General features: G+C 73.2%; 16 protein-coding genes. 10 read left to right on the top strand and 6 right to left on the bottom strand.

Annotated features, from left to right (window positions below; genetic code table 11):
* The first annotated feature begins 3 nt into the window (after nt 1–3).
* The 4 genes from OHA99_RS11895 to fxsT all read left to right on the top strand — a co-directional run bounded on the left by OHA99_RS11895 (nt 4) and on the right by fxsT (nt 7,817).
* Nucleotides 4–3,387 (top strand): SAV_2336 N-terminal domain-related protein, encoded by a 3,384-nt coding sequence (locus tag OHA99_RS11895; protein ID WP_405695670.1) that lies wholly within the window; start codon nt 4–6, stop codon nt 3,385–3,387.
* A complete protein-coding gene (locus OHA99_RS11890) occupies nt 3,384–3,536 on the top strand; it encodes a hypothetical protein (protein WP_007452316.1) in 153 nt (50 codons plus the stop codon). The genes OHA99_RS11895 and OHA99_RS11890 overlap by 4 nt, the downstream gene beginning before the upstream one ends.
* 68 nt (nt 3,537–3,604) lie before the next feature.
* The gene (locus OHA99_RS11885; protein ID WP_405695668.1) at nt 3,605–4,753 is read left to right on the top strand and encodes an FxsB family cyclophane-forming radical SAM/SPASM peptide maturase; all 1,149 of its coding nucleotides are present in this window, start codon (nt 3,605–3,607) and stop codon (nt 4,751–4,753) included.
* Between the two features lie 100 nt (nt 4,754–4,853).
* Nucleotides 4,854–7,817: an FxSxx-COOH system tetratricopeptide repeat protein gene (fxsT, locus tag OHA99_RS11880; RefSeq protein ID WP_405695666.1), complete on the top strand. Its 2,964-nt coding sequence runs from the start codon at nt 4,854–4,856 to the stop codon at nt 7,815–7,817.
* Between the two features lie 93 nt (nt 7,818–7,910).
* Here fxsT and OHA99_RS11875 read toward each other — a convergent pair whose 3' ends face one another.
* The 4 genes from OHA99_RS11875 to OHA99_RS11860 all read right to left on the bottom strand — a co-directional run bounded on the left by OHA99_RS11875 (nt 7,911) and on the right by OHA99_RS11860 (nt 14,678).
* Nucleotides 7,911–11,729, bottom strand: a complete 3,819-nt coding sequence (locus tag OHA99_RS11875) for a multifunctional oxoglutarate decarboxylase/oxoglutarate dehydrogenase thiamine pyrophosphate-binding subunit/dihydrolipoyllysine-residue succinyltransferase subunit (protein WP_381497537.1) — start codon at nt 11,727–11,729, stop codon at nt 7,911–7,913.
* A gap of 281 nt (nt 11,730–12,010) precedes the next feature.
* A complete protein-coding gene (locus OHA99_RS11870) occupies nt 12,011–13,135 on the bottom strand; it encodes a cell wall metabolism sensor histidine kinase WalK (RefSeq protein WP_153177985.1) in 1,125 nt (374 codons plus the stop codon).
* Complete coding sequence (locus OHA99_RS11865; protein ID WP_003973686.1) at nt 13,132–13,866, bottom strand: response regulator transcription factor; 735 nt, start codon at nt 13,864–13,866, stop codon at nt 13,132–13,134. The genes OHA99_RS11870 and OHA99_RS11865 overlap by 4 nt, the downstream gene beginning before the upstream one ends.
* 113 nt (nt 13,867–13,979) lie before the next feature.
* Nucleotides 13,980–14,678, bottom strand: coding sequence for a spermidine synthase (locus tag OHA99_RS11860; protein ID WP_405695664.1), 699 nt, complete (start codon nt 14,676–14,678; stop codon nt 13,980–13,982).
* 179 nt (nt 14,679–14,857) lie between these two features.
* On the opposite strand from OHA99_RS11860, the gene lon reads away from it, so the two are divergent.
* Nucleotides 14,858–17,281, top strand: coding sequence for an endopeptidase La (lon, locus tag OHA99_RS11855; protein ID WP_381585479.1), 2,424 nt, complete (start codon nt 14,858–14,860; stop codon nt 17,279–17,281).
* An 84-nt stretch (nt 17,282–17,365) separates the two neighbouring features.
* Here the strand turns inward: lon and OHA99_RS11850 are convergent, their stop codons facing one another.
* The gene (locus tag OHA99_RS11850) at nt 17,366–18,193 is read right to left on the bottom strand and encodes a lysozyme (RefSeq protein WP_153177982.1); all 828 of its coding nucleotides are present in this window, start codon (nt 18,191–18,193) and stop codon (nt 17,366–17,368) included.
* A 247-nt stretch (nt 18,194–18,440) separates the two neighbouring features.
* Here OHA99_RS11850 and OHA99_RS11845 point away from each other — a divergent pair, with 247 nt between their 5' ends.
* On the top strand, nt 18,441–18,935 hold the full coding sequence (locus tag OHA99_RS11845; RefSeq protein ID WP_153177981.1) for a MarR family winged helix-turn-helix transcriptional regulator: 495 nt from the start codon (nt 18,441–18,443) through the stop codon (nt 18,933–18,935).
* Nucleotides 18,936–19,011: 76 nt separating this feature from the next.
* Here the strand turns inward: OHA99_RS11845 and OHA99_RS11840 are convergent, their stop codons facing one another.
* Nucleotides 19,012–19,803: a protein phosphatase 2C domain-containing protein gene (locus OHA99_RS11840; protein WP_153177980.1), complete on the bottom strand. Its 792-nt coding sequence runs from the start codon at nt 19,801–19,803 to the stop codon at nt 19,012–19,014.
* 453 nt (nt 19,804–20,256) lie between these two features.
* On the opposite strand from OHA99_RS11840, the gene OHA99_RS11835 reads away from it, so the two are divergent.
* The 4 genes from OHA99_RS11835 to OHA99_RS11820 are packed head-to-tail and all read left to right on the top strand — an operon-like array spanning nt 20,257 to nt 25,085.
* Nucleotides 20,257–23,514 carry a nitrate- and nitrite sensing domain-containing protein gene (locus OHA99_RS11835; RefSeq protein ID WP_405695660.1) on the top strand — a complete coding sequence of 1,086 codons (3,258 nt, stop codon included), beginning with the start codon at nt 20,257–20,259 and terminating at the stop codon, nt 23,512–23,514.
* Nucleotides 23,511–24,014, top strand: a complete 504-nt coding sequence (locus OHA99_RS11830) for a roadblock/LC7 domain-containing protein (protein ID WP_164383258.1) — start codon at nt 23,511–23,513, stop codon at nt 24,012–24,014. The genes OHA99_RS11835 and OHA99_RS11830 overlap by 4 nt, the downstream gene beginning before the upstream one ends.
* Nucleotides 24,011–24,463 (top strand): DUF742 domain-containing protein, encoded by a 453-nt coding sequence (locus OHA99_RS11825; RefSeq protein ID WP_153177978.1) that lies wholly within the window; start codon nt 24,011–24,013, stop codon nt 24,461–24,463. Before OHA99_RS11830 ends, OHA99_RS11825 begins: the two co-directional genes overlap by 4 nt.
* A complete protein-coding gene (locus tag OHA99_RS11820) occupies nt 24,444–25,085 on the top strand; it encodes an ATP/GTP-binding protein (RefSeq protein ID WP_007444651.1) in 642 nt (213 codons plus the stop codon). The genes OHA99_RS11825 and OHA99_RS11820 overlap by 20 nt, the downstream gene beginning before the upstream one ends.
* Nucleotides 25,086–25,116: the final 31 nt, after the last annotated feature.

Below are 25,116 nucleotides of genomic sequence, written 5' to 3'. Positions count from 1 at the left end.
CCGATGGCCGCCCAGGACTCCCCGACCCCGGCCGACGGCGCGGCGCCCGTGCTCGCCGCGCTGGTCGCGCGCATGCGGGACGCGGGGATCGGTCCGGGCGTCGAGGAACTCGCCGACGCGCTGTGGCTGGCGCGCTGGCTGCCCGTCCCCTCCTCCGCGGCGGCCGGGAGGGGCGCACGCCCCGGAGGGACCGCCGGGGCACCGTCCGGCGGACCGTCCGCGGCGGCCCCGCCGCCCCCGGGGTCCGGGCAGCCCGCGGACCGCGGCGAGACCTCCGCCGCCGAGGGCGCCTGGCTGTTCGCCCCCGGCGGCGACCACCCCCCGAGCGGCGAGGGCGGTACCGGCGACGGCCCGTCACCCGTGCGGGTCCCGGCCGCCCCCGTCCTGCCCGAACCCCTCGCCCTTCAGCGCGGCCTGCGCCCGCTCCAGCGCTACCGCGCCCCCGTACGCCCGGTCCCGCGCACCCTGGACGAACGGGCCACCGCCGAACGGGCGGCGGAGTCCGGGCTGGTCCTGCCGGTCCTGCGCACCGACCGGCGTCGCGAGGCCCGGCTGCTGCTCCTCATGGACGTGTCCACCTCCACCGTGGTCTGGCAGCAGGGCCTGGACGAACTGCGCCAGGTCTGCGCGCGGGCCGGCGCCTTCCGCGAGTTGCAGGTGCAGTACCTGCACGAAGGTCCCGGCGGCTGGCCCGGCTGCTCCTCCCGCCCGGAGGCGGGCGGCCCGCTGCACGCGCCCGAACAGCTCAGTGATCCGACCGGCCGCCGCGTGACCCTGGTGCTCAGCGACTGCGCCGGACCGATGTGGCGCGGCGGCCGCATGCAGCGCCTGCTGCACCGCTGGGCGGCGACGGCCCCCGTCGCCGTCGCCCAGCCCCTGCCGCAGCGGATGTGGGCCCGTACCCATCTGCCGGCCCGGCGCGGGACGCTGCACCGGCGCGAGGGCCCGGCCGGCGCGCTGGAGTTCCGCCCCGACCGGGGAGCGGCCGAGCCGGGCGCGCTGCCCGTGCCCGTGCTGGCGCTGCGCCGCCCCTCGGTGGAGGGCTGGGCGCGGCTGGTGTCCGGTGCCACCGGGCAGTCCCTGGTCGCCGCCGCGGGCTGGGTGCGCGCCGACCACCCCGCCTCCTCGGTGCCCGTGCGCGCGGCCGAGGACGTCGACGGGGCCGAGCGGGTCCGGGCCTTCCTGCGCCCCGCCTCCCCGGAGGCGCGCCGCCTGGCCGTGTACCTGTCGGCGGTGCCGCTCCAACTGCCGGTGATGCAGCTGGTCCAGCACGCGATGCTCGCCGGGAGCGGGCCGGACGTCCTGTCCGAGGTGCTCCTCGGCGGGCTGCTGCGCCGCGCGTCGGACACGGACGACCCGCAGGGGGTGCGGTACCGCTTCCTGCCCGGTGTCGCCACGGAGCTGCGGGCCCGGCTGACCGTCGAGGACGCGGAGCTGCTGTTCAAGCACTGCTCCGAGTACGTGGAGCGCCGCTTCGGCCGCAGCGTGCGCAACTTCCCCGCCCTGGCGGGGGCGTTCCTGCGCGGCGCGGTCACCCCGGGGGAGCAGCTCGTCCCCGCGACCGACCCGCTGGTGGTCGCCGTCGGCGGTCCGGTGGCCGGTCCCGGCACCGCGGAGCCGCCCGGTCTGCGTGCGTTCGCCGAGGTGTCGGCGGAGGTGCTGCGCGAGCTGGGTGCCCGGATGCCGAGGCCGGTCGTGACGTACGGGGCCGACGCGGGGGTGCTGCTGGAGCGGGCCCAACACGCCCACACCCGCTTCCGGGCGGAGGGGCAGACCCGTGATCTCGACGCCGCGGTCGGCGGGTTGCGTCAGGTGCTCACGGTGGCCCGCGCGGGTGAGCGGCGCGCGCAGGCCGCCGAGCTGCTGGCGGAGTGCCTGAGGGACCGGTGGCGCGTGGGTGCGGACGGCGACGATCTGCGGGAGGCATGGGAGACGGTCGCGGACCTGCCGGGCATCAGCGGGCACGGAAGGTTCGTGCGCGGCATGATCTGCTCGGACCAGGCTTCCGCGCTCCGGGACGAGGGCATGGGCTTCTCCGGGATCCCCGACGACCTGCGGGACTGGGCGGCCGGCACCGCCCCCCGGAGCGAGCGTGCCGCCGTCGAGTTGGGCCGGGCGGTCCTGCTGTACCTGGCCGACCGCGACTTCGCCGCCGTCCTGGCCACGGAGACCGAGAGCGCCCGCCTGCGGCACTTCGCCGGGACCGCCCTGCTGCACCTGCGCCGCCTCATCGGGCTGGCGGGCGCGAGCCGGCCCGGACCCGACGGCCCCCGTGCGGCCGCCGCGGACCCGGTGGAGTGGTACGTGGCCCACCTGTACCGTGCCCTCGACGCCGCCACCACGACGGTCGAGGTGGACGGCTCCGACCGCGTCCGCGTCGAACGGGGACGGCTCTGGCTGGACCTGGCGCGGCAGTTCGCCGGACAGGGCGCCTTCGTCGCCGCCGCCGGTGACACGGACCGCAGCCGTGACGCTGCCGCTTCGGCCACCGAGGACTTCATGGCGGTGCTGCGGGAGGAGAACGACCTTCCGGACACCGAGCGCTGCCGGGCCTGGCTGGACGTGTCGTCCGCCGTGGACCTCGCCGGGGCGGAGGACGACCGCGACCACTCCCTGATCGTCCACGCGCTGGAACGGGCCGAGGAGGCCGCCGGGGACGACGACGACCTGCGCGTCGAGTGCCGCACCCGAGCCGCCCACGTGCACTGGGAGAGCTACGAACGCACCGGCGCCCCCGCCTCGCTCGACGTGGCCGTCGACACGTGGGAGTCGGTGGTACGGCTGCTGCGCGAGGACGACCCGCGGCTGCCGGCCGTACTCACCGACTGCGGCGTGGCCCTGCGCGAGCGGGCCGACCGCCAGGGCGGGACGCAGGACGGCCACCGGGCCGTGAACCTGCTGCGACGGGCCGTCGACGGAACCCTCCCCGACGACCCCGAGCTGCCCCACCGCCGGTACAGACTCGCCGACGCCCACATCGGGCGCTTCGAGACCGCGCACGTACTGTCCGACCTGTACGAGGCGGACTGGCTGCTGGGCGAGGCGGTCCGCGGTACCGAGGACCCCCAGTACCAAGCGCTGTTCCTGACGCACCGCGGCATCGTCGCCGAGCTGCTGCACGCACGCCTCGGCACCGCCGACCACGCCGAGAAGGCCGTGGAGTACTACACACGCAGCAGCGAGCACGCCCGGGAGGAGGGCCCGGCCGCCCGGGAGCCCCTGGCGCTGGCCCTTCAGGGCCGTGCCCGCGCCCGGGAACTGCTCGGCCGCTCCCGCACCGCCCTCGCCGACTACCGCGAGGCCCTCCGCCTGGCCCCCGACACGGAGCTCGCCGAGCGGCTCCGCGCGGACATCGCCCGCCTCACCTCCGGAACGGCCGACGCGTGACCCACCCCACCGACGAGACGGAGACACCCCTGCCCGAACTCCACCGGCCCGTCCGCTCCGACCACCCGGTGCTCGCCGCGGTCCTCGCCGAACTCCGCACCCGCGACGGCGAGACCACCGTCGTCGCCTACTACGAGGACGCCCCGTGACGGCCCGCCCCCGGCCGCCCGCGTGCCGGCCCGCGACGCGGCCCGGCGCCCGGGGGACCCCGGAACACGTGCCCACGCCCCTGCGGCAGTTCGTGCTCAAGGTCCACGGCCGCTGCAACCTCGACTGCACCTACTGCTACCTCTACCGCGGCCAGGACGACGGCTGGCGGGACCGCCCGGCCCGGGCCGGCGCCCGCGTCGTGGAGCACACCGCGGCCCGGATCGCCGAGCACGTCGCCGTCCACGGCCTCGACCGCATCCGCGTCGAACTGCACGGCGGCGAACCCCTCCTCGCCGGCCCCGCGCCCGTGCGGGAGTACGTCCGCGCGGTCCGCCGGGCCGTCCCCGACGGCTGCCGGATCACCGCCACCGTGCAGACCAACGGCACCCGCCTCACCGACCGAGGCCTGGAGCAGCTCACCGAGGACGGCATCCGGGTCGGCCTCAGCCTCGACGGCGGACGCGCGGCCCACAACGCCCGCCGGGTCGACCACGCGGGCCGGCCCGCCTGGCCCGCCGCCCTCGCGGCCGCCCGCCGGCTCGCCGCGCACCCGGAGGCCTACGCCGGGATCCTGTGCACCGTCGACCTGGCCGCCGAGCCACTGGACGTCTACCACTCCCTGCTGGAGCTGGCCCCGCCCCGCCTGGACCTCCTTCTTCCGCACGCCAACTGGGGAAACCCGCCGCCGGGCCTGGACGGCGGGCCGCCCGGCCGGCACCGGCCCGGGGCCACCCCCTACGGGGACTGGCTGGTCACGGTCTTCGACGCCTGGTGGGACGCGGGACGGCTGCGCACCCGGGTACGGCTCTTCCAGGAGATCGTCGCCCTGCTCCTCGGGGCACCCAGCCGGGCCGAGGCGGTGGGGCTGTCCCCGGTGGCCGCCGTCGTCGTCGAGACGGACGGCGCGATCGAGCAGGTCGACTCGCTCAGGTCCGCCTACCGGGGCGCCGCCGAGACCGGGCTGGACGTGTTCCGGCACTCCTTCGACACGGTCCTGCGCCACCCGGGCATCGCGGCACGCCAGTCGGGCGAGCGGGCCCTGGGCGAGGAGTGCCGGGCCTGCCCCGTCGGCCGGGTCTGCGGGGGCGGCAACTACGTGCACCGCTACGCGCCCGGCTCGGGGTTCGGCCACGCGAGCGTGTACTGCGCCGACCTGGAGCGGCTGATACGGCATGTCGCACACCGCCTTGAAGGCACCGTCCGTATCGCCACATGAGCCGAACGTCACGTCCAACTCGGCGCGAACCGGGCCGCATTGACGCACAATTGACTAACCTGTGCTCAGTCGTGACCAGGTAGGCCGAGGGGACAGCGAGATGGTGACGGAGCCGGTACACGTCACGGTGGTCTTCGCCGGGCAGAGCGAATCCTGGGCGAAGTGGATCGACCACCAGGTCCGCGCCGCCGGACGCACCACCACCCTGGTGCGCTGGAACCCGCTGCGCCGGCCGCCCGCCGCACACGCCCTGACCGATCTGCTCGGCGCGCCGGGCCGCATCCTGCTCGTCATCGACGACTGGTACGAGCGGCTGGGAGCCGAGCGGTTCGAGGCCTGGGCGTCGGTGCTGCGCCAGGTGCTGCCCGGCTTCCGCGAACGCATCGCCGCGGTCAGCGTCACCGCCCAGCCGCTGCCCGCGGAGGTCGCCCCGCTCGCCCCGGTCGAGCTGCGCGGCCTGCGCCCCGAGCTGGCCCGCGTCCGCGTCCTGGAGTGCGCGGCGGTCCCGGCCCCGGGCACTCTGATCGACCTGCGCCGCGGCCCCCGCTTCCCGGACGACCCCCCGGAGGTCTGGCGCGTCCCGCGCCGCAACCGCCGGTTCATCGGCCGTACCGAGCTGCTGGAGCAGATGTACGCGGGGCTCGCCGGCACCGGGTCCGCGGGAGCCACCCTGGCCCTGCGGGGGCCCAGCGGCGTGGGCAAGACACAGCTGGCGCTGGAGTACGCCCACCGGTTCGCCGGCGAGTACGACGTCGTCTGGTGGATCACCGCCGTGCAGCGCGTCACCGCCCGCCAGCAGTTCGCCGACCTGGCCCCCGAACTGGGCGTCCGGGACGGCGGGGACCTGGCGGCCACCATCAAGGCCGTACGCCGGGAGCTCGGCGACACCGGCCGCCCCTGGCTGCTGGTCCTCGACGGCGCCGGCGACCCGGACAAGGTGATCGACCTGATCCCCGACGAGGGACGCGGACACGTCCTGGTCACCACGCACCGCGGCGAATGGGCGGCGCAGGGGGAGATCCTCCCGGTCGCGGGCTTCGCCCGCCGGGAGAGCGTGGCGTTCGTCGGCCGGCGCACCGGGCGGCTCGACGCCGGCCAGGCCGACCGGCTCGCCGACGCCGTCGAGGACGTACCGCTGCTGCTCGACCAGACCGCCGCGTGGCTCGACACCAACCCCACGATGTCCGTCGACGAGTACGTGCGGGACATCCGCGACGGCCGTCCCGACCGCTTCGGCGTGATGCCGTCCCGGGAGTACCCGGAGAGCTTCCAGGTCGCCTGGGCCAAGCTCCTCAACACCCTGCGCGAGGGCTCCGAGCCCGCCTGGCACCTGCTCAACCTGCTGGTCTGCTTCTCGCCCGAGGTGGTTCCGGTACGGCTGCTCCAGACGGCCCGCCCCACCGACCTGCCGCCCGAGCTGGCGGACCTGGTCGCCGAGCCCAGCAGCTGGAACTCGGCGCTGCGCAAGCTCTCCGAGATCACCTCGATGCGCATCGAGTACGAGCAGGGGCCCCGGCTGGACACCCAGACCGTCGGCACCCTGCGCATGCACCGGCTCTTCCACCGGTTCGTGCGCTACGTCCAGTCGCCCGAGGACGCCGCCCGCCACTTCGCCGCCGCCCGCCGCCTCCTGGTCTCCACCGACCCCCGCGACTCCTCCACCCCGGGCAACTGGGCCCGCTACGCCGCGCTCATCCCGCACCTGGAGCCGTCCGGCGCACTCGACTCGGACGACGAGGACGTCCGGGACCTCGTCCTCAACTGCATCGAGTACCTGCGGATGCGCGGCGAGTACGACGAGGGCCGGCGGCTGAGCCGGCACGCCGTGGACCGCTGGCGGCAGAACTCCGCGGACACCGACCGGGCCGTCCTGGTCGCCGTCCACCAGCTCGCCAACATGCAGCGCAGGCTGGGCCGGTACACCGAGGCGGAGGCGACCGGACGCGAGACGGTCCGGCGGCTGAGGGCCGCGAGCGGCGTACGTCCCATCGAGGTGATCCGCGCCAAGGACGGACTGGGCGGCACGCTCATGGCCCTCGGCCGGTACGCGGAGGCCCGCGCCCTGTTCGAGGAGGCGGCCGAGACCGCGGCCGTCGAACTGGGCGGCGAGCAGGTACCGCGCACCCTCACCGTCCGCAGCAACCTGGCCATGGCCCTCGGACTCCAGGGTCACTACGCCGAGTCGCTCGCCCTGCACCGCAGGATCTTCGAGGCCCGGGTGGAACTCCTCGGCGGCAAGGACGCGCTGACCCTCAACTCGGCCCTGCGTACCGCCTGGATGCTGCGTCTGCTCGGCAACTACCGCGAGGCGCTGGAGATCCAGGGCCACAACTCCCGGCTGCACAGCCAGGTCCTCGACCGCAACCACAGCCAGACCCTGCACGCCGAACACAATCTCGCCCTGTGCTCCCGCCGGGCCGGCGACCTTCAGTTCGCCCACGCCATGATGCGCGGCGTGCGGCGCAAACTGGTGCGCCGCCGCGGCTCCCTGCACCCCGAGACGCTCCTGGTCTCCTGCGACTACGCGATGCTGCTGCGCCAGCTGGGGGAGGTGGAGGAGGCCCGGGACCTGGCCGAGGCCACCGCCGCGCACTACGCGGCGCAGCTCGGCGAGGACCACCCGTACACCGTCGGAGCCAGGGACAACGTGGCGGTCATCATGCGCGAGACGGGTGACGCGCGCGGCGCCCTGGAGCTGTCCCGGCAGTGCACGGCGCAGATGGAGAAGGCGGTGGGCCGGGACCATCCGTGGTCCGTGGGCTCCGCCAAGAACGAAGTGGCCGCGCTGGTCGGCGCGGGTGAGAAGGAGGCCGCGGCCGCCCTGGGCCGGGACGCCTGCGCCCGCTCCGCCCGCGCCCTGGGCGAGAGCCACATCCTCACCGTCAGTCTCCGCGCCGGGCTCGCCCTCGATCTCGCCGACACGGGGGAGCGCGAGGAGGCCGAGGTCCTGCGGCGGGACGTGGCCGCCCGGCTCACCGCGCTGTTCGGCGCGGATCATCCGCAGCTCCGGGAGATCCAGGAGCGGCGGCACCCCTACTGGGACTTCGAACCCCAGCCGATCTGACCCGCGGCATGCCGAAGGGCCGGCCCCGTCGCCGGGACCGGCCCTTCGGTCGGGCCTGTGCTCAGACTCGTGCGGTCGGGCTTCTGCGAGGACTCAGGCCTCGAACACCTCGCGCACCAGCTGCTCCTGCTCGGCCTGGTGCCGCTTGGCGGAACCGACGGCCGGCGACGAGCCGTGCGGGCGCGAGATGCGCCGCAGCCGCTCGCCGTGCGGGACGTCGGCGCCGACCGCCAGGTCCAGGTGGTCGATCAGGTTGAGCGCGATGAACGGCCAGGCACCCTGGTTCGCCGGCTCCTCCTGGGTCCACAGGTACTTCTCGGCGTTCGGGTACTTGGCGATCTCCGCCTGGAGCTCGGCACCCGGCAGCGGGTACAGGCGCTCGATGCGGATGATGGCCGTGTCCGTGATGCCGCGCTTCTTCCGCTCGGCGTCGAGGTCGTAGTAGACCTTGCCGGCGCAGAAGACGACCTTCTTGACCGCGGCCGGGTCGACCGAGTCGTCGCCGATGACCGGGCGGAACTGGCCCGTCGTGAACTCCTCCGCCTTCGACGCCGCCGCCTTCAGGCGCAGCATCGACTTCGGGGTGAAGACGACCAGCGGCTTGTGGTGCGGGTTGTGCACCTGCCACCGCAGGAGGTGGAAGTAGTTCGACGGCAGGGTCGGCATCGCGACCGTCATGTTGTTCTGCGCGCACAGCTGGAGGAAGCGCTCCGGGCGGGCCGAGGAGTGGTCCGGGCCCTGGCCCTCGTAGCCGTGCGGGAGCAGGAGCGTCACGCCGCTCGTCTGGTTCCACTTCTGCTCGGCCGACGAGATGAACTCGTCCACGACCGTCTGCGCGCCGTTGACGAAGTCGCCGAACTGCGCCTCCCACATCACCAGCGCGTCCGGGCGGGCCAGCGAGTAGCCGTACTCGAAGCCCATCACCGCGTACTCGGAGAGCAGGGAGTTGTAGACGTTGTACCGGGCCTGGTCCTCGGACAGGTACAGCAGCGGCGTGAACTCGTCGCCCGTCTCACGGTCGATGACGACCGCGTGGCGCTGGCCGAAGGTGCCGCGCTGCGAGTCCTGGCCGGTCAGCCGGACCGGGACGCCGTCCAGCAGGAGGGAGCCGACGGCGAGGGTCTCGCCCATGCCCCAGTCGATCGTGCCGTCCTCGACCATCGCCGCGCGGCGCTGGAGCTGCGGCAGCAGCCGCGGGTGCACGGTGACGTGGTCGGGGATGTTGACCTGGGACTCGGCGATCCGCTTGACGGTCTCGGCGGTGATCGCGGTGTTCACGGCGACCGGGAACTCCGCCTGCGGCTCCGAGGGCTCCGCGGACGCCGGCTGCGAGACGGCCTCGCGGACCTCGGTGAAGACCTTCTCCAGCTGGCCCTGGTAGTCCTGGAGCGCCTGCTCGGCCTCCTCCAGCGTGATGTCGCCGCGACCGATGAGGGACTCGGTGTACAGCTTGCGCACCGAGCGCTTCTTGTCGATCAGGTCGTACATCAGCGGCTGGGTGAAGGCCGGGTTGTCGGTCTCGTTGTGACCGCGGCGGCGGTAGCACAGGAGGTCGATCACCACGTCCTTGTTGAACGCCTGGCGGAACTCGAAGGCCAGCCGCGCCACGCGGACGCAGGCCTCCGGGTCGTCGCCGTTCACGTGGAAGATCGGGGCCTCGATCATGCGGGCCACGTCGGTGGCGTACATGGAGGAACGCGAGGACTCCGGGGCGGCGGTGAAGCCGACCTGGTTGTTGATGACCACGTGGACCGTGCCGCCGGTGCGGTAGCCGCGCAGCTGCGACATGTTCAGGGTCTCGGCCACCACGCCCTGGCCCGCGAAGGCCGCGTCGCCGTGGATCGCCACCGGCAGGACGGTGAAGTCCGTGCCGCCCTTGTTGATGATGTCCTGCTTGGCGCGGGAGACGCCCTCCAGGACCGGGTCGACCGCCTCCAGGTGCGAGGGGTTGGCGACCAGCGAGACGTTGATCTGCTCGCCGTCCAGGCCGGTGAAGGTGCCCTCGGCGCCCAGGTGGTACTTCACGTCGCCGGAGCCGTGCATCGACTTCGGGTCGAGATTGCCCTCGAACTCGCGGAAGATCTGCGCGTACGACTTGCCGACCACGTTGGCCAGCACGTTCAGCCGGCCGCGGTGGGCCATGCCGATGACGACCTCGTCCAGGCGGGACTCGGCCGCCGAGTCGATGACCGCGTCGAGCAGCGGGATGACGGACTCGCCGCCCTCCAGGGAGAACCGCTTCTGGCCGACGTACTTGGTCTGGAGGAAGGTCTCGAAGGCCTCCGCCGCGTTCAGCCGGCGCAGGATGCGCAGCTGCTCCTCGCGCTCCGGCTTGGTGTGCGAGCGCTCGATGCGGTCCTGGATCCACTTGCGCTGCTTGGGGTCCTGGATGTGCATGAACTCGACGCCCGTGGTGCGGCAGTACGAGTCGCGCAGCACGCCGAGGATGTCGCGCAGCTTCATCAGGGACTTGCCGGCGAAGCCGCCGACCGCGAACTCGCGCTCCAGGTCCCACAGGGTGAGCCCGTGCTCGGTGATGTCCAGGTCGGGGTGCTTGCGCTGCTGGTACTCCAGCGGGTCGGTGTCGGCCATGACGTGGCCGCGGACCCGGTAGGAGTGGATCAGCTCGAAGACGCGGGCGGCCTTGGTGACGTCGTCGTCGTGCGAGGCGTCGATGTCCTTGAGCCAGCGGACCGGCTCGTAGGGGATGCGCAGCGCCTTGAAGATCTCGTCGTAGAAGCCGCTCTCGCCCAGGAGCAGGTTGGCGACCTGGCGCAGGAACTCGCCGGAGGCGGCGCCCTGGATCACCCGGTGGTCGTAGGTCGACGTGAGCGTCATGACCTTCGAGATGCCGAGCTTGTTCAGGGTGTCCTGGCTGGTGCCCTGGAACTCCGCCGGGTAGTCCATGGAGCCGACGCCCAGGATGACCGACTGGCCGGGCATCAGGCGCGGCACGGAGTGGACGGTGCCGAGGCCGCCGGGGTTGGTCAGGGAGACCGTGACGCCGGTGAAGTCGTCCATCGTCAGCTTGTTGTCGCGGGCGCGACGGACGATGTCCTCGTAGGCCTGCCAGAACTCGAAGAAGTTCAGCGTCTCGGCCTTCTTGATCGCCGCGACGACCAGCTGGCGGTCGCCGTTGGGCTTGACCAGGTCGATGGCGAGGCCGAGGTTGATGTGGGCCGGCTTGACCAGGGTCGGCTTGCCGTCCTTCTCGCCGAACGAGTGGTTCATCGCCGGCATGGCCTTGATGGCCTGCACCATCGCGTAGCCGATCAGGTGCGTGAAGGAGATCTTCCCGCCCCGGGCGCGCTTGAGGTGGTTGTTGATGACGATGCGGTTGTCGAACAGCAGCTTCACCGGGACCGCGCGCACGGACGTGGCCGTGGGCAGCTCCAGCGAGGCGTTCATGTTCTTCGCGACCGCGGCGGCCGGGCCGCGCAGGGTCACCAGCTCGGGGCCCTCGGGGGCGGCGTCGGCGTCCTTGGCGGGCGCGGCGGCCTTCGCCTGCGGCTTGGCGGCGGGCTTGGCCGGGGCCGCGGCGGGCTTGGCGGCCGGAGCGGCCGGGGCCGCGGCGGCGGGCTGCGCGGCCGGCTTCGCGGGCGCCGGGGTGGCGGCCTTCGGCTGGGCCGGGGCGGGGGCCGGTGCCTGCGGGGCGGGCGCGGCCTGCGGCGTGCTGCCGGGGGCCGCGGTCGCCGTGCCGGCGGCCGGCTGGGCCGCCGCTCCGGGCTTGTAGTCGGCGAAGAAGTCCCACCAGGCTCGGTCCACGGAGTTCGGGTCCTGGAGGTACTGCTGATAAATCTCGTCGACGAGCCACTCATTGGCACCGAAGGCGGCCGCGGGGTTCTTACCCGCGGTGCCCGCTTGGTCGGTGTCGGTCGAGATGCTCGAGTTACTGGGGGACTGTGGCGACACGGCGAGAACCGCCCTCTTCCGCTTCACAAGGATGGTGGACAGCGGGAATCAAGGCTACGCCTACCGGCACCGGAAGGTCAGGCTGGGCCCGTTCATCGTCGCGTAAGTCACATCGCAGACCGCGTTTCAGCGCTGGAAATGGCGGGAAACAAGCGAGGTTCCGCTGTGTGAGGGATGGGGAGACCGAGGCCCGGCGCCCCGACGACGCGGTCCTGTGCCTGATCACACGTGTCCGCCAGCGCGGATGCAGTGGATCTTGATGCTCCGCTTCGAACCCTACGTCAACCGGACCGTGACGGCAGGCCCGGAAGAGTGATGAGAATCCGGCAGCCCCGCTCGGATTCGGCCACCCCGATCCGGCCGCCGTGCAGATCCACCGCCCAGCGGGCGATCGCGAGCCCCAGACCGGTGCCTCCGTCGCTGCCCGGACCGTGCGGCCGCGACACCGAACCCCGGTTGAAACGCTCGAACACCCGGCGCCACTCCGAGCGCGGAATGCCGGGCCCTTCGTCGAGGACCTCCAGCTCCAGGGACTCCGGCAGCTCCCCGCGCCGCGCCCGGACCGTCACCCGGCCGTGCGGCGGGCTGTGCTTGACGGCGTTGTCGATCAGGTTGGCGACGACCTGGTGGATGCGCTCGGGGTCGGCGTGCGCGGTCAGATCCCCGGGGAAGACGTCGAGGGCCAGATGGACGTCGGTGCGGGTGTGGCTGCCGGACCCCGAGGCGATGCCCGCGCGGGCCGAGGCGAGCATGTTCGCCTCCTTCAGCACGCCCGCGAGGTAGGGCCACACCTCGAAGCGCCGCTTGCGCAGCGGTATGACGCCGTTGTCCAGGCGGGAGAGGTCGAGGAGCGTCTCCACCAGCCGGCCGAGCCGCTCGGTCTGCCCGAGCGCCGTGCGCATGGTCTCGGGGTCGGCCTCGGTGACCCCGTCGACGATGTTCTCCAGCACCGCGCGCAGGCCCGCGATGGGGGTGCGCAGCTCGTGCGAGACGTTCGCCACCAGCTCCTTGCGCTGGAGGTCCTGGGCCTCCAGGTCGTCGGCCATGCGGTTGATGGTGACGGCCAGGTCGCCCAGCTCGTCGCGGCGGTTCTCCCGCACCCGGCGGGTGTAGTCGCCGTGCGAGATGGACCGGGCGACGGCGTTCATCTCGTCCAGCGGCGCGGTCAGCGAGTGCGCCACGAACTGCGTGATCAGCAGCGTGGCGATCATCGAGAACACCGTGATGAAGCGCAGCTCCGTCTTGGTGTGCACCGCTATCACCGACAGGCCGGTGGTGATCAGCACCGACGTGACGACCAGCGCGCCCAGCTTGGTCTTGATCGAGAACGGGCGTACGCCACCCCAGGGATCCCCGGCTCTCCGGGGGCCGGGGCTCCTCCGTGCGGCTTCCCGTCCCCGGCTCATGGCGTCGGTGTCTCCAACGCGTAGCCCACGCCGTGCACGGTGCGGATGCGCTCGGCGCCGATCTTCCGGCGCAGCGCCTTGATGTGGCTGTCCACGGTCCGGGTGCCCGAGGCGTCGGCCCAGTCCCAGACCTCGGCGAGCAGCTGCTCGCGGGAGAGCACCGCGCGCGGCGTGTTCGCCAGGCAGACCAGCAGGTCGAACTCGGTCGGCGTGAGGTGGACGTCCTCGCTGCGCACCCGCACCCGGCGCTGCGCGTGGTCGATCTCCAGCTCGCCCAGGCGCAGGATGCCGCTGCGCGGCGTCGAGGCGGCCACCACGGCCCGCTCGACCCGCCGCAGCAGCACGTGCACGCGGGCGGCCAGCTCGCGCATCGAGAACGGCTTGGTCATGTAGTCGTCGGCGCCGACGCCGAGGCCGACCAGCATGTCCGTCTCGTCGTCGCGCGCGGTGAGCATCAGCACCGGCACCGGCCGCTGGGCCTGCACGCGGCGGCAGACCTCCAGGCCGTCGAAGCCGGGCAGCATGATGTCGAGGATCAGCAGGTCGGGCTGCCAAGCCTCGGCCGTGTCGACGGCGGACGGACCGTCGCCCGCCGTTTGCACCAGGAACCCTTCGGCGCGCAGGCGGGTCGCGATGGCGTCCACGATCGTCTGATCGTCCTCGACCACCAGCACCCGGCGCTGGGCGCCCTGGGTGGCCGTGCCGTTGTGGGAGGTCTGTGTCTGCTCCATCGCCCGCCCCTGAGGTGTGCTTTCCGGAATCCGTGGGGTGATCCCATGACTGCGCTTGACGCTTGAATGATCCGCGTCAGGGCAGCAGCGTACGGGGAGTCACCGCGCCTTTGCTATCCAGGCCCTACGCCGATGTGAACGACGTCCGGAACGCCCCGGGCAACGGGGATCTCTTCGGTACGCACCTGCTGGAAACCGGCATTACGCAAGGTTTCTTCGAATTCTGGAGAGGGCTGCGCGGACCATACGGCGAGCACCCCGCCGGGCCTCAACAGCCGCGCGCAGCCCGCCAGTCCGGACGGCGCGTACAGCCCACCGTTGCCCTCGGTGACGGTCCAGCCGGGGCCGTTGTCGATGTCGAGGCAGAGGGCGTCGTACGTGTCGGATGTCTCATTGACGTAACCGACCAGGTCCGCCTCGACGATCTCCGTGCGCGGATCGGCCAGCGCGTCGGCGGTGAGCGCCGCCAGCGGTCCGGTGCGGTGCCAGTCGATGATGGCGCGCTCGCGTTCGACGACCGCGATCCGGCCCCAGCGGGGATCGGCGGCCGCGTGGACGAGGGAGAAGCCGACGCCGAGGCCGCCGACGAGCAGGTGCGCCGCGGTGCGTCCGCCGGTGGCGGCGAGCGCGTCGGCCGCCGCGTCGACCAGGCGCCGCTCCGAACGCCCGTCCGAGGTGTCCATCAGGAAGCAGCCGTTCGCGATGATCTGGAGCAACGTCCCGTGCCGGCGCAGGACCACCTCGCCGTACGGACCCTCGCGGCGGTCCAGCACCTCGGGGGCGTCGGAAGAGTCGTGGGTAGTGAGGGGCATCGGCCCATCCTGGCACTCGTCCCGGCGAAGGAATGCGGGCCGGTGCGGCGGTGCTGTCCCCACAGGCCGGAAGCGCCCCGTGGCGCTTGATCGCTCACAGCGAACAAGCCTTGGGGAACAATCCGGGACTCCCTTTCATTGAGTCGATGTAACTCAACTTGACTGCCGAAGGGGAGATCATGGCTGCTGAGTCCGCCGCCTTCACACCGCTCACCCTGCCCGTGCTGCCGCTCGACGACGAAGTGGTCCTGCCCGGCATGGTCGTCCCCCTGGACCTGAGCGACGCCGAGGTACGGGCCGCGGTGGAGGCCGCCCAGGCCGCCGCCAGGTCCGAGCCCGGCAAGCCCCGGGTCCTCCTCGTCCCGCGCATCGACGGTGCCCACGCCGCCACCGGCGTCCTCGGCACGGTCGAACAGGTCGGCCGCCTGGCCGACGGCGACCCGGGCGCCCTGATCCGCGGCCGGGGCCGGGTGCGCATCGGCGCCGGCACCACCGGCCCCGGCGCCGCGCTCTGGGTCGAGGGCACCCGGGTCGACGAGACCGTCCCCGAGCCGTTGCCCGGCCAGGTGGCCGAGCTGGTGAAGGAGTACAAGGCGCTCGCCACCGCCTGGCTGCGCAAGCGCGGCGCCTGGCAGGTCGTCGACCGGGTCCAGGCCATCGACGACGTGTCCGCGCTCGCCGACAACTCCGGATACTCGCCGTTCCTGACCACCGAGCAGAAGGTCGAGCTGCTCGAGACCACCGACCCGGTGGCCCGTCTCAAGCTCGCCACCCAGCAGCTGCGCGACCACCTCGCCGAACAGGACGTCGCCGAGACCATCGCCAAGGACGTCCAGGAGGGCGTCGACAAGCAGCAGCGGGAGTTCCTGCTGCGCCGCCAGCTCGAAGCCGTCCGCAAGGAACTGCGCGAGATCAACGGCGAGCAGGACGGTGAGGAGTCCGACGACTACCGCGCCCGCGTGGAGGCCGCCGACCTGCCCGAGAAGGTCCGCGAGGCCGCGCTCAAGGAGGTCGACAAGCTGGAGCGGTCCTCCGACCAGTCGCCCGAGGGCTCCTGGATCCGCACCTGGCTCGACACGGTCCTGGAGATGCCGTGGAGCGAGCGCACCGAGGACGCCTACGACATCCAGGGCGCCCAGGCGGTGCTCGACGCCGAGCACGCGGGCCTGGAGGACGTGAAGGAGCGCATCACCGAGTACCTGGCCGTGCGCAAGCGGCGCGGCGACCGGGGCCTCGGCGTGGTCGGCGGCCGGCGCGGCGGTGCCGTGCTCGCCCTGGTCGGCCCGCCCGGCGTCGGCAAGACCAGCCTCGGCGAGTCCGTCGCCCACGCGATGGGCCGCAAGTTCGTCCGCGTCGCCCTCGGCGGCGTCCGCGACGAGGCCGAGATCCGCGGCCACCGGCGTACGTACGTCGGCGCGCTGCCCGGCCGGATCGTGCGGGCGATCAAGGAGGCGGGGTCCATGAACCCGGTCGTCCTGCTCGACGAGATCGACAAGGTGGGCTCCGACTTCCGGGGCGACCCGGCCGCCGCCCTGCTGGAGGTCCTCGACCCGGCCCAGAACCACACCTTCCGGGACCACTACCTGGAGGTCGAGCTGGACCTGTCCGACGTGGTCTTCCTCGCCACCGCCAACGTCCTGGAGGCCATCCCGGAGGCCCTGCTCGACCGCATGGAGCTGGTCAGGCTCGACGGCTACACCGAGGACGAGAAGGTCGTCATCGCCCGTGACCACCTGCTCCCGCGCCAGCTGGAGCGTGCCGGACTCGACGCGGACGAGGTCACCGTCGACGAGGGCGCGCTGCGCAAGCTGGCGGGCGAGTACACCCGCGAGGCGGGCGTGCGCACCCTGGAGCGGTCCGTCGCGCGGCTGCTGCGCAAGGTGGCGGCCCAGCACGAGCTGGGCGAGCGGGAGCTGCCGTTCACCGTCACCGAGGCCGACCTGCGCGGTCTCATCGGGCGGCCGCACCACGTGCCCGAGTCCGCCCAGGACCCGGCCGAGCGGCGCACCGCGGTGCCCGGCGTCGCCACCGGCCTCGCGGTCACCGGCGCGGGCGGCGACGTCCTCTACGTCGAGGCGTCGCTGGCCGACCCGGAGACCGGCGCGGCGGGGCTGACCCTGACCGGTCAGCTGGGCGACGTGATGAAGGAGTCGGCGCAGATCGCGCTGAGCTTCCTGCGCAGTCACGGCGCCGAGCTGGAGCTGCCGGTGGGCGACCTGAAGGACCGGGGAGCGCACATCCACTTCCCGGCGGGCGCGGTCCCCAAGGACGGCCCGAGCGCCGGCGTCACCATGACCACGGCCCTCGCCTCGCTGCTCTCGGGCCGGCTGGTCCGCACCGACGTGGCGATGACCGGCGAGGTCTCGCTGACCGGGCGGGTGCTGCCGATCGGCGGGGTCAAGCAGAAGCTGCTCGCCGCGCACCGGGCGGGGATCACCACGGTGATCATCCCCAAGCGCAACGAGCCCGACCTGGACGACGTCCCGGCCCAGGTGCTGGACAAGCTCGACGTCCACGCCGTCACCGACGTCCGCCAGGTCCTGGAACTGGCGCTCGCTCCCGCGACCAACGGGGCGAAGCCGGAGGTTCCGGTCGCGGCGTGACGGACGCGATCGGATGAGGAAAGGGAAGGCCCGGGTTCCTGGGAAAGGAGCCCGGGCCTTCGCTTGTCCGTGACGTACCGGCGGTCAGCCGTTCGCGAGGGCCTGGACGCGGTCCAGCGCGCCGTTGAACTTGTTGTGGTCGCCGACCGTCGGACCGGACGACGTGTACTGCCACATCGTGTAGTAGCCCCAGCCGGCCGGCAGCGTGCCCACCGTCGAGGCGTACCGCGCGACCCACAGCGGGTTGTTCGTCGCGAAACCGCCGTAGTTGCCGGTGCACTGGGTCCACCAGCTGGTGGCCGTGTAGATCACGGCGTCCCGGCCGGTCCGGGCCTTGTACGTGTTCAGGAAGTCGCGGATCCAGGAGACCATCCCGCTCTGCGACTTGCCGTAGCAGGTGGCGCCGTACGGGTTCCACTCGATGTCGAGCGCGCCCGGCAGCGTCTTGCCGTCCCTGGACCAGCCGCCGCCGTGGTCGACGAAGTAGTTGGCCTGGGTGGCGCCGCTCGTCGTGTCCGGGGTGGCGAAGTGGTACGCGCCGCGGATCATGCCGACGTTGTAGGAGCCGTTGTACTGCTGGGCGAAGTAGGGGTTGGTGTAGTACGTCCCCTCGGTGGCCTTGGCGTAGGCCCACTTGACTCCGCTGTTCCACAGGGTCGACCAGGCCACGTTGCCCTGGTGGCTGGAGACGTCGACGCCCTCGGTCTGGGCCGCGCGGCCCGGGACGGGGGTGCCGTGTTCGCCGTCGTGGGCCGCGACGCCCATGCCCATGTGGGCGGAGCCGCGCGGCGGGACGTCGGCGGAGGTCGACGCGTCGGCGGGAAGGGTGAACACGAGGGAGAACGCGGCGAGCAGGATCCCGGTGACGGCGAAACGCCGTCCGCGGGCCGATCCGGGTCTGTGCACGAGCATGACGTGCCCTCCGATGGCTCGGTGGTGCTCGGTGGGGGATGCGCGAGTGGGGAGGACCCATCGGTGACACGAATGGCGTGCGCATGCCAGCCAGGGTCCGGTGAAGACGCTACGCACGTAGAACGGGGGTGGGAAGAGGCGCCGGAAGCCGCCGTTGGTCTAAGCCTGCGAAATACTTGGCGAGCTGCGGTGATGGCGGCCGATGGCGGAAACTTTCAGGACCGGGAAAATAGAGGCAGGGGCTGACGTGCACGAAGACGGGAACGGCGGCGGTCGCGGAGTTGAATCCCACCCGTCCGGCAGTGGTGTGAACCAGCCCGAGTTCCTCGCCCTGGAGCGGGAGATGACGGTGCTGCTGCGGCGGGCCCGGGCCAACCAGGGCGAGATGGCCCGGGAGGTCCACCCCGACCTCGAGTCGTCGGCGTACGGCCTGCTGGTCCGGCTCGGCGAGTGCGGCGGCCAGCGCGCCACCGAACTCGCCGCCTTCATCGGCGTCGGCAAGGCGACCATGTCCCGCCAGCTGCACGCCTTGGAGGAACTCGGGCTCGTCGCCCGCGAGCCCGACCCCGCCGACGGCCGGGCCTGGCTGGTCACCCTCACGGCCGAGGGACAGGAACGCGTCGGCCGGGTCCGGGATGCCCGCCGCGCCCGGTACGCCCGCCGGCTCGCCGACTGGGACCAGCGCGAGGTGTCGGAACTGGCCCGCCTGCTGCGCGAACTCAACCGCGGGATGGAGAAGTAGCGCCGGGCACCGCTCCTTTCACCACCCCCGCCCTGCGACTCGGCGTCCCACGGCTCGGCGTGGACGGCCGGCGCGCTCACAGCTCGGCGTAGACCACCGTCGCGTCGTCGTGCGTCTTGCTGCGGCCCAGGAACGCCCGCTCGCCCGCGGCGTCCAGGAGTTCCAGCTCCCGCACCCGGTCCACCAGCGCCCGCGCACCCTGTTTGCGCACCAGCGCCAGGCACTCCGTCCAGTCGCCCTCACCGAACTTCTCCACCCAGCGTGCGGCCCCGTCCGTCAGCGCCGCCACCGTCCGCACCCCCTCGCGCGGCAGCGTGCCCGTCACCGCCCGTGCCGCCACCCCGGGATCGGCCGCGGCCGTGAAGAAACCGCCCTCCTTGTTGCGCAGGGTGGCGTCGACCATCGCGTCGGTGGCGAGGGCCGAGCGGGGCAGCCGGGACAGCCGGTCGTCCAGGACGGGCGTGAGGGTGCCGTCGGGGGCCTCCAGCAGCAGCGCCGAGTCGGACAGGACCAGGTACTCGACCGCGGCCGGGGACCAGCGGGCGAGGACCACGGTTGCCTGTGGGGTGCGCGGGTGAGAAAGGTCACAGGTTTCCGCGTGGGCTCCCGCGGTACGAGCGATGGCGCGGGACAGGGCCTCGGCGAGGGGGAGATCCGGGAGTGAAACGGTCAGTTCGGTCAGCGCCCCGCCGAGGCGCGCCGTGAACCAGGGCACCGAATGCAGACACCCCGTCGCGGTCCGCGGCGGTGTCACACCGTCGAGGACGACGAGTGAACCGCCCCGTCCCGAGGCCGGTAGTCCGACGCTCGCGAAGTCCTCGTTGGGCTGGTCGGCGAGGCCTGGTTCCGAGACGAGTTCCGTACGCATCCGGCCAGTCTGCACGAGCCCTTCACAGCGTCCGCAAAAGGCTGGCACCTTCCCCGGATTCTCCCCGAATCGACGCGGCGACGCAGGTCAGGCGCCGGATTTGGGCTGGAATTCCATCCTCCGGCGGCGCGTGGCGGCACATAGTGCCACCGCCCGTCGCAGACGTCCAACCGGCCCGCCGGACTACCGTGCGGCACGAGCCAGGGGAACTTGCTCCTCAACTCCCCTCCGGGGTTCACTCCTTCGGGTGGCGGGTCGGATGATGCGCGCTCACCGCCCACCGGCACTGGGAGGGTCGGGAACCGGTGGGGGGCCTGCCCCGCTCACGCGGTCTCCCCGCCCGACGCGCTGCCGGCGGCCGGGGGACGGCCCAGCGTCCGGCGGAGGGTGCACGCGCCCCCGACCGGCCAGTTGACGGAGCGCCACCCGGGCCCACGGGTACACGAGTCAGGAATGCGAGCACCGGTGCAGAAGACGCGGCCTCGTCGCACAGGCAAGCAGACGGCCCCCGCGGGGAGCGCGGAGCAGATCCCCGGCACCCCCGGAACCTCCACCCCTCCGCAGCCGGAGGCACCCGTGGGCAAGGGCCGTCCCACCCACGTACGCAACCGGCTGATCGTCGCCGTGGCGGTCGTGGCAGCCGCCGTCGCCGGGGCCGGAGCTCCGTCGGTCGTGGCCGCCTCGGGCCAACTGAACGACTCCCAGGAACTGGTGACGCTCGCCGAGCAGACCCAGGGTGCGCTGACCCTCGCCCACTCCCTGGCCGACGAGCGGGACGAGGTCACCCCGTACATCGCGGCGGGCCGGCCCAAGTCCAAGGCGCCCTCCGAGCAGCGCAGCGCCCGCGTCGACCGCCAGGTCGAGGAACTGCGCGCCGACCCGGACACGCCCGCCTCCCTGCGCGAGGACCTCGACGCCGTCGCCGCGCTGCGCCGGGCCGCGCTCACCGGCAAGAGCACCGCCCTCGAGGCCCACGAGGCGTACTCGGAGGCGATCACCGAACTCCACGCCCTGGCCGAGAAGCTGGGCGAGGAGATGCCGCCCCGCGCGGGCGCCGGCGCGTACGCCCTCGCCGAGCTGGACACCGCCGTACAGCAGGCCGCCGCCACCCGCGGTCTGCTGCTCGCGGCCCTCAACGTGCCCAGCACCACCCAGACCGTCATCGACCCGATCACCGGCCTGCCGACCGAGACGTCGACCACCTCGGACGCCGACGCCGAGCAGCGCGACGCGCTCTCCGCCGCCGCCCAGCAGGCCCGGGTCCGCTCCGACGCCGCCCTCGCCGACTTCCGCGACGGCGCCCCCAAGGAGGCGCGGAGCAGCTTCGACGCCACCGTCGCCGGGCCCGAGGTCAACTCCGCCGAGAAGTACCTCGCCGGCCTCACCGACGAGCCGACGCTCTCCGACGGCGATCTGCGCACCAGCACCAAGAAGCTGGGCGCCGCGCTCTCCGCCCGCGTCGACGCGATGCGCGGCGCCGAGTCCGCCCTGTACGAGAAGCGCGTCAAGTCCCTGGAGCAGCTGCGCGACGACGACGTCACCGCGCTGGAGATCCGGATCGCCGTCCTCGGCGCCCTGATCCTGCTCACGATCGGTATCGCCACCGCCCTGGCCCGCACCCTCACCCGGCCGCTGTCGGTGCTGCGCCGCGGCTCGGCCCGGCTGGCCGGCGCGGAGGACCCGACGGCCGAGGAGCCGGTCGCCTTCACCGGCCGCAACGACGAGTTCGCGCAGGTCGTCCGCTCCGTCAACGCCCTGCACACGCACGCCGCCACGCTCGCCGGGCGGGTCGCCACGCTGGAGTCCGACCGCAAGCACCTCGTCGGCCAGCGGCAGAAGATGGCCGACGCCCGCGAGGGGCTGCGCACCGAACTCGCCGAGTCCGCCGCCCAGCTGGAGGTGGTGCGCAAGAGCATCGGCTCCACCTTCGTCAACCTCGCACTGCGCACCCTCGGCCTGGTCGAGCGGCAACTCGCCGTCATCGAGAGCCTGGAGGAGCGCGAGCAGGACCCGGACCGTCTCGCCACCCTGTTCAAGCTCGACCACTTCGCCACGGTGATGCGCCGGCACAGCGAGAACCTCCTCGTCCTCGCCGGCACCGAGCACGTCCAGCACAGTGCCTCGCCGGTGCCGCTGGTCGACGTGGTCCGCGCCGCGGTCAGCGAGATCGAGCGGTACGAGCGGGTGCGCATCGCCGCGCTGCCGCCACACGCCCACGTGGCCGGCTTCGCCGCCGACGACCTCTCCCACCTGCTGGCCGAACTGCTGGAGAACGCCACCTCCTTCTCGCCGCCGGACCTGCCCGTCGAGGTCTCCGGGTGGCTCCTGGAGAACGGCGAGGTGATGCTCTCCGTCCAGGACGAGGGCATCGGCATGGACACCGAACGCCTCCAGCGGCTCAACGCCCGCCTCACCGACTTCGACCCGGAGGCGCCGTTCGACCAGGAGGGCGAGGACGGTCTCGGGCTCGGCCTCTACGTCGTCGCCCGGCTCGCCCACCGGCACGGGGCGCGGGTACGGCTGCGGGAGCAGAAGCAGGGCGGGGTCGCGGCCGTCGTCGTGCTCCCGGGCGCCCTGCTCGCCGCGGCCCCGCCGGCCGCGCTGGCCCCGACGGTGCCCGTGTCCGACGGCACCGGCTCCTTCTCCCTGCCTGGCGCCGACGCGGAGGCCAACTCCAACGTCCTGCACGGGCGGGCGGAGAAGGCCGAGCGGGCGGAACCCGACGCCGGGACGGAAGCCGGCCCGGCCCCGGAGCCCGGCACCGACCCGCTGGTCGCCTCGGCGGAGGAAGCCGTACGCCGTGCCGAGGCGGACGCGTCCCCGGGCGCATCGGCCCCGGGCGCTGCCGTGTCCCCGGACGCTTCGGAGCCGGGCGCCGCCGTGTCCCTCGGTGCGTCGGGCCCCGCCGCGGAGGCGGCCGAGGCCACGGAGACGGCGTCGCCCGAAACCCCGGGCCGGGAGATCGCCGGCCCGGACCCCGCGGGCCGGGAGAGCCACGGCCGCGAGACCCCGGACCCGGAGCCCGCGCGGGCCGAGACGCCGGAGGGCACGGGCGCCGCCCGCCCGACGGTCCCCGGCGACTCCCACGACCCCGCCGCGGACCGGCACGCGGCACCGGCGGACGGACCCGTCCCGGAGCAGCCCGGCCAGGACGCGCCGGCCCCCGGGGACGGTGCCGCCCCCGGCAGCGACCTCCCCGACGACGCCACGATGGCCCTCTTCCTCCCGGCCCTGGCGGACCCGGAGACCCGGACCGAGCCCGTCACCGAGCCCGTCACCGACCCGTACGCCATCGGCCCCGACGCCCACGACCGCACGCCGGACGAGGGCGCGGCCCGGACGCCCGACACACCGGACGCACCGGACACGCCGGTCGTTCCCGACCCGGTGGCCGACCCGGAACCGGCCCGCGCCGACGACCCCGGACCGGACCGGGCCGAAGCGCCCGAACCGGTCACCGACAAGGGGCTGCCCAAGCGGACCCCGAAGCTCACCAGCCCCGCCGCGGTGCCGCGCCCGCGCACCTCGGGTTCCGTGGACGCCGACGCGCTCCGCCGGCGCCTGGGCGGGTTCCGCCGCGGGGCGGAGGCCGGCCGCCGGGACGTCGAGGCGGAGATCGCCGACGGCACCGGACGGAACCGGCTGCCGGACGCCGCGGCGGACACAACCGAAGAAGCCACGGGGGGCACTGTCGAGGAGGCAAGCAGTTGACCGCGCCCAGTACCTTCGGACTGAGCAGTGAAGCCCGCAATCTCCACTGGCTGCTGACCAACCTCGTCGAGGAGGTGCCCGGCATCCGGTCGGTCGCCGTGGTCTCCTCCGACGGGCTCCTGCTCCTGTCCTCCGACCCCGGCCGCAACGAAGAGGCCCGGCAGGTCCGCGAGACACCCCGGGCGGGCCCGCGCGGCTCCGCCGCCGACCTCGCCACCGTCGTCTCCGGCGTGGGCAGCCTGACCGTCGGCGCCGCCCGGCTGATGGACTTCGGCACCGTGAAGCACACGATGGTCGCCATGGACGAGGGCAGCCTGTTCGTCATGTCGATCAGCGACGGCTCGCTGCTCGGCGTGCACGGCTCCGCGGAGTGCGACATGAGCGTCGTGGCATACCACATGGCGCTCTTCGTCGGCCGCGCCGGCCACGTCCTGACCCCCGAACTCCGCACCGAGTTGCGGCAGTCCCTGGAGTCCGAGCCCACGGGGAGCGCCCGATGAGCAGCAGTCCCGGAAGACCCGGCAAGAACGGCCGGGGCAGCCTCCCGGTGCGCGGCGCCGACCGCAAACCGGCGCGCGTCCGCCCCTACTCGCTCACCGGCGGCCGTACCCGCTTCGGCCACGTCCTGCTCGTCGAGACGTTCGTCGGCGCCACCGCCGGCACCGTCGCGCTCGAGGCCGCCGAGGAGCGCAAGGAACTGACGAACGGCGGCCTGACCTCACGGGTGATGCCGGAGATGCGGGCCATCGTCGAACTGTGCCGCCGTATGCGTACGGTGGCCGAGATCGCCGCGCTGCTGAAGATGCCGCTCGGCGTGGTCCGCGTCCTCATCAGCGACCTGGCGGACCAGGGAAAGATCCGTGTGTACGGCACCGGGACCGGCCACGGCACGGGCCGCCCGGACCGCGCTCTGCTCGAAAGGGTGCTCAGTGGACTCCGTCGTCTCTGACGCCGCCGCGTTCGGCGTCCCCCCGCTCGTCGACACCGACGGGCCCGTGCAGCCCTGGCAGACGGATCCCACCCGCGCGCCGGTCGCCACGAAGATCGTCGTCGCGGGAGGGTTCGGCGTGGGCAAGACCACGCTGGTCACCGCCGTCTCGGAGATCACGCCCCTCCAGACCGAGGCGCTGATGACCGAGGCGAGCGAGGAGACCGACGACCTCACCGCCACGCCGGGCAAGCTCACCACCACCGTGGCCATGGACTTCGGCCGTCTCACGCTCGACGACGACCTGGTGCTCTACCTGTTCGGCACCCCGGGCCAGCAGCGGTTCTGGTTCATGTGGGACGACCTGGTGCGGGGCGCCATCGGCGCCGTCGTCCTCGCCGACACCCGGCGCCTGAAGGACTGCTGGCCGGCGCTCGACTACTTCGAGAGCTGCGGGCTGCCGTACGTCGTCGCGGTCAACCACTTCGACGGCAGCGAGGTGTTCGAGGCGGAGGACGTACGGGAGGCGTTGACGATCCCGGCGCACATACCTGTCATGATCATGGACGCGCGCCGTCGGATCTCGGCCATCGAGACCCTGCTGTCCCTCGTGGGCCACGCGCTCGACGAAACACCCGAGTAGACGAACTCTCGACCAGACGCCCTCGACCAGG

Source organism: Streptomyces coelicoflavus, from assembly GCF_045041415.1.
Taxonomy (GTDB): domain Bacteria; phylum Actinomycetota; class Actinomycetes; order Streptomycetales; family Streptomycetaceae; genus Streptomyces; species Streptomyces coelicoflavus.
The sequence above is the reverse complement of the archived record's forward strand: the minus strand, read 5'-3'. Positions and strand labels throughout refer to the sequence as shown.

Bases quoted from the DNA above. Each gene is read 5' to 3' on its own strand.
- OHA99_RS11895 (WP_405695670.1), top strand. From the start codon at position 4: ATGGCCGCCCAGGACTCCCCGACCCCGGCCGACGGCGCGGCGCCCGTG.
- fxsT (WP_405695666.1), top strand. From the start codon at position 4,854: ATGGTGACGGAGCCGGTACACGTCACGGTGGTCTTCGCCGGGCAGAGC.
- OHA99_RS11870 (WP_153177985.1), bottom strand. From the start codon at position 13,135: ATGAGCCGGGGACGGGAAGCCGCACGGAGGAGCCCCGGCCCCCGGAGA.
- OHA99_RS11865 (WP_003973686.1), bottom strand. From the start codon at position 13,866: ATGGAGCAGACACAGACCTCCCACAACGGCACGGCCACCCAGGGCGCC.
- OHA99_RS11860 (WP_405695664.1), bottom strand. From the start codon at position 14,678: ATGCCCCTCACTACCCACGACTCTTCCGACGCCCCCGAGGTGCTGGAC.
- lon (WP_381585479.1), top strand. From the start codon at position 14,858: ATGGCTGCTGAGTCCGCCGCCTTCACACCGCTCACCCTGCCCGTGCTG.
- OHA99_RS11850 (WP_153177982.1), bottom strand. From the start codon at position 18,193: ATGCTCGTGCACAGACCCGGATCGGCCCGCGGACGGCGTTTCGCCGTC.
- OHA99_RS11840 (WP_153177980.1), bottom strand. From the start codon at position 19,803: ATGCGTACGGAACTCGTCTCGGAACCAGGCCTCGCCGACCAGCCCAAC.
- OHA99_RS11835 (WP_405695660.1), top strand. From the start codon at position 20,257: ATGCGAGCACCGGTGCAGAAGACGCGGCCTCGTCGCACAGGCAAGCAG.
- OHA99_RS11825 (WP_153177978.1), top strand. From the start codon at position 24,011: ATGAGCAGCAGTCCCGGAAGACCCGGCAAGAACGGCCGGGGCAGCCTC.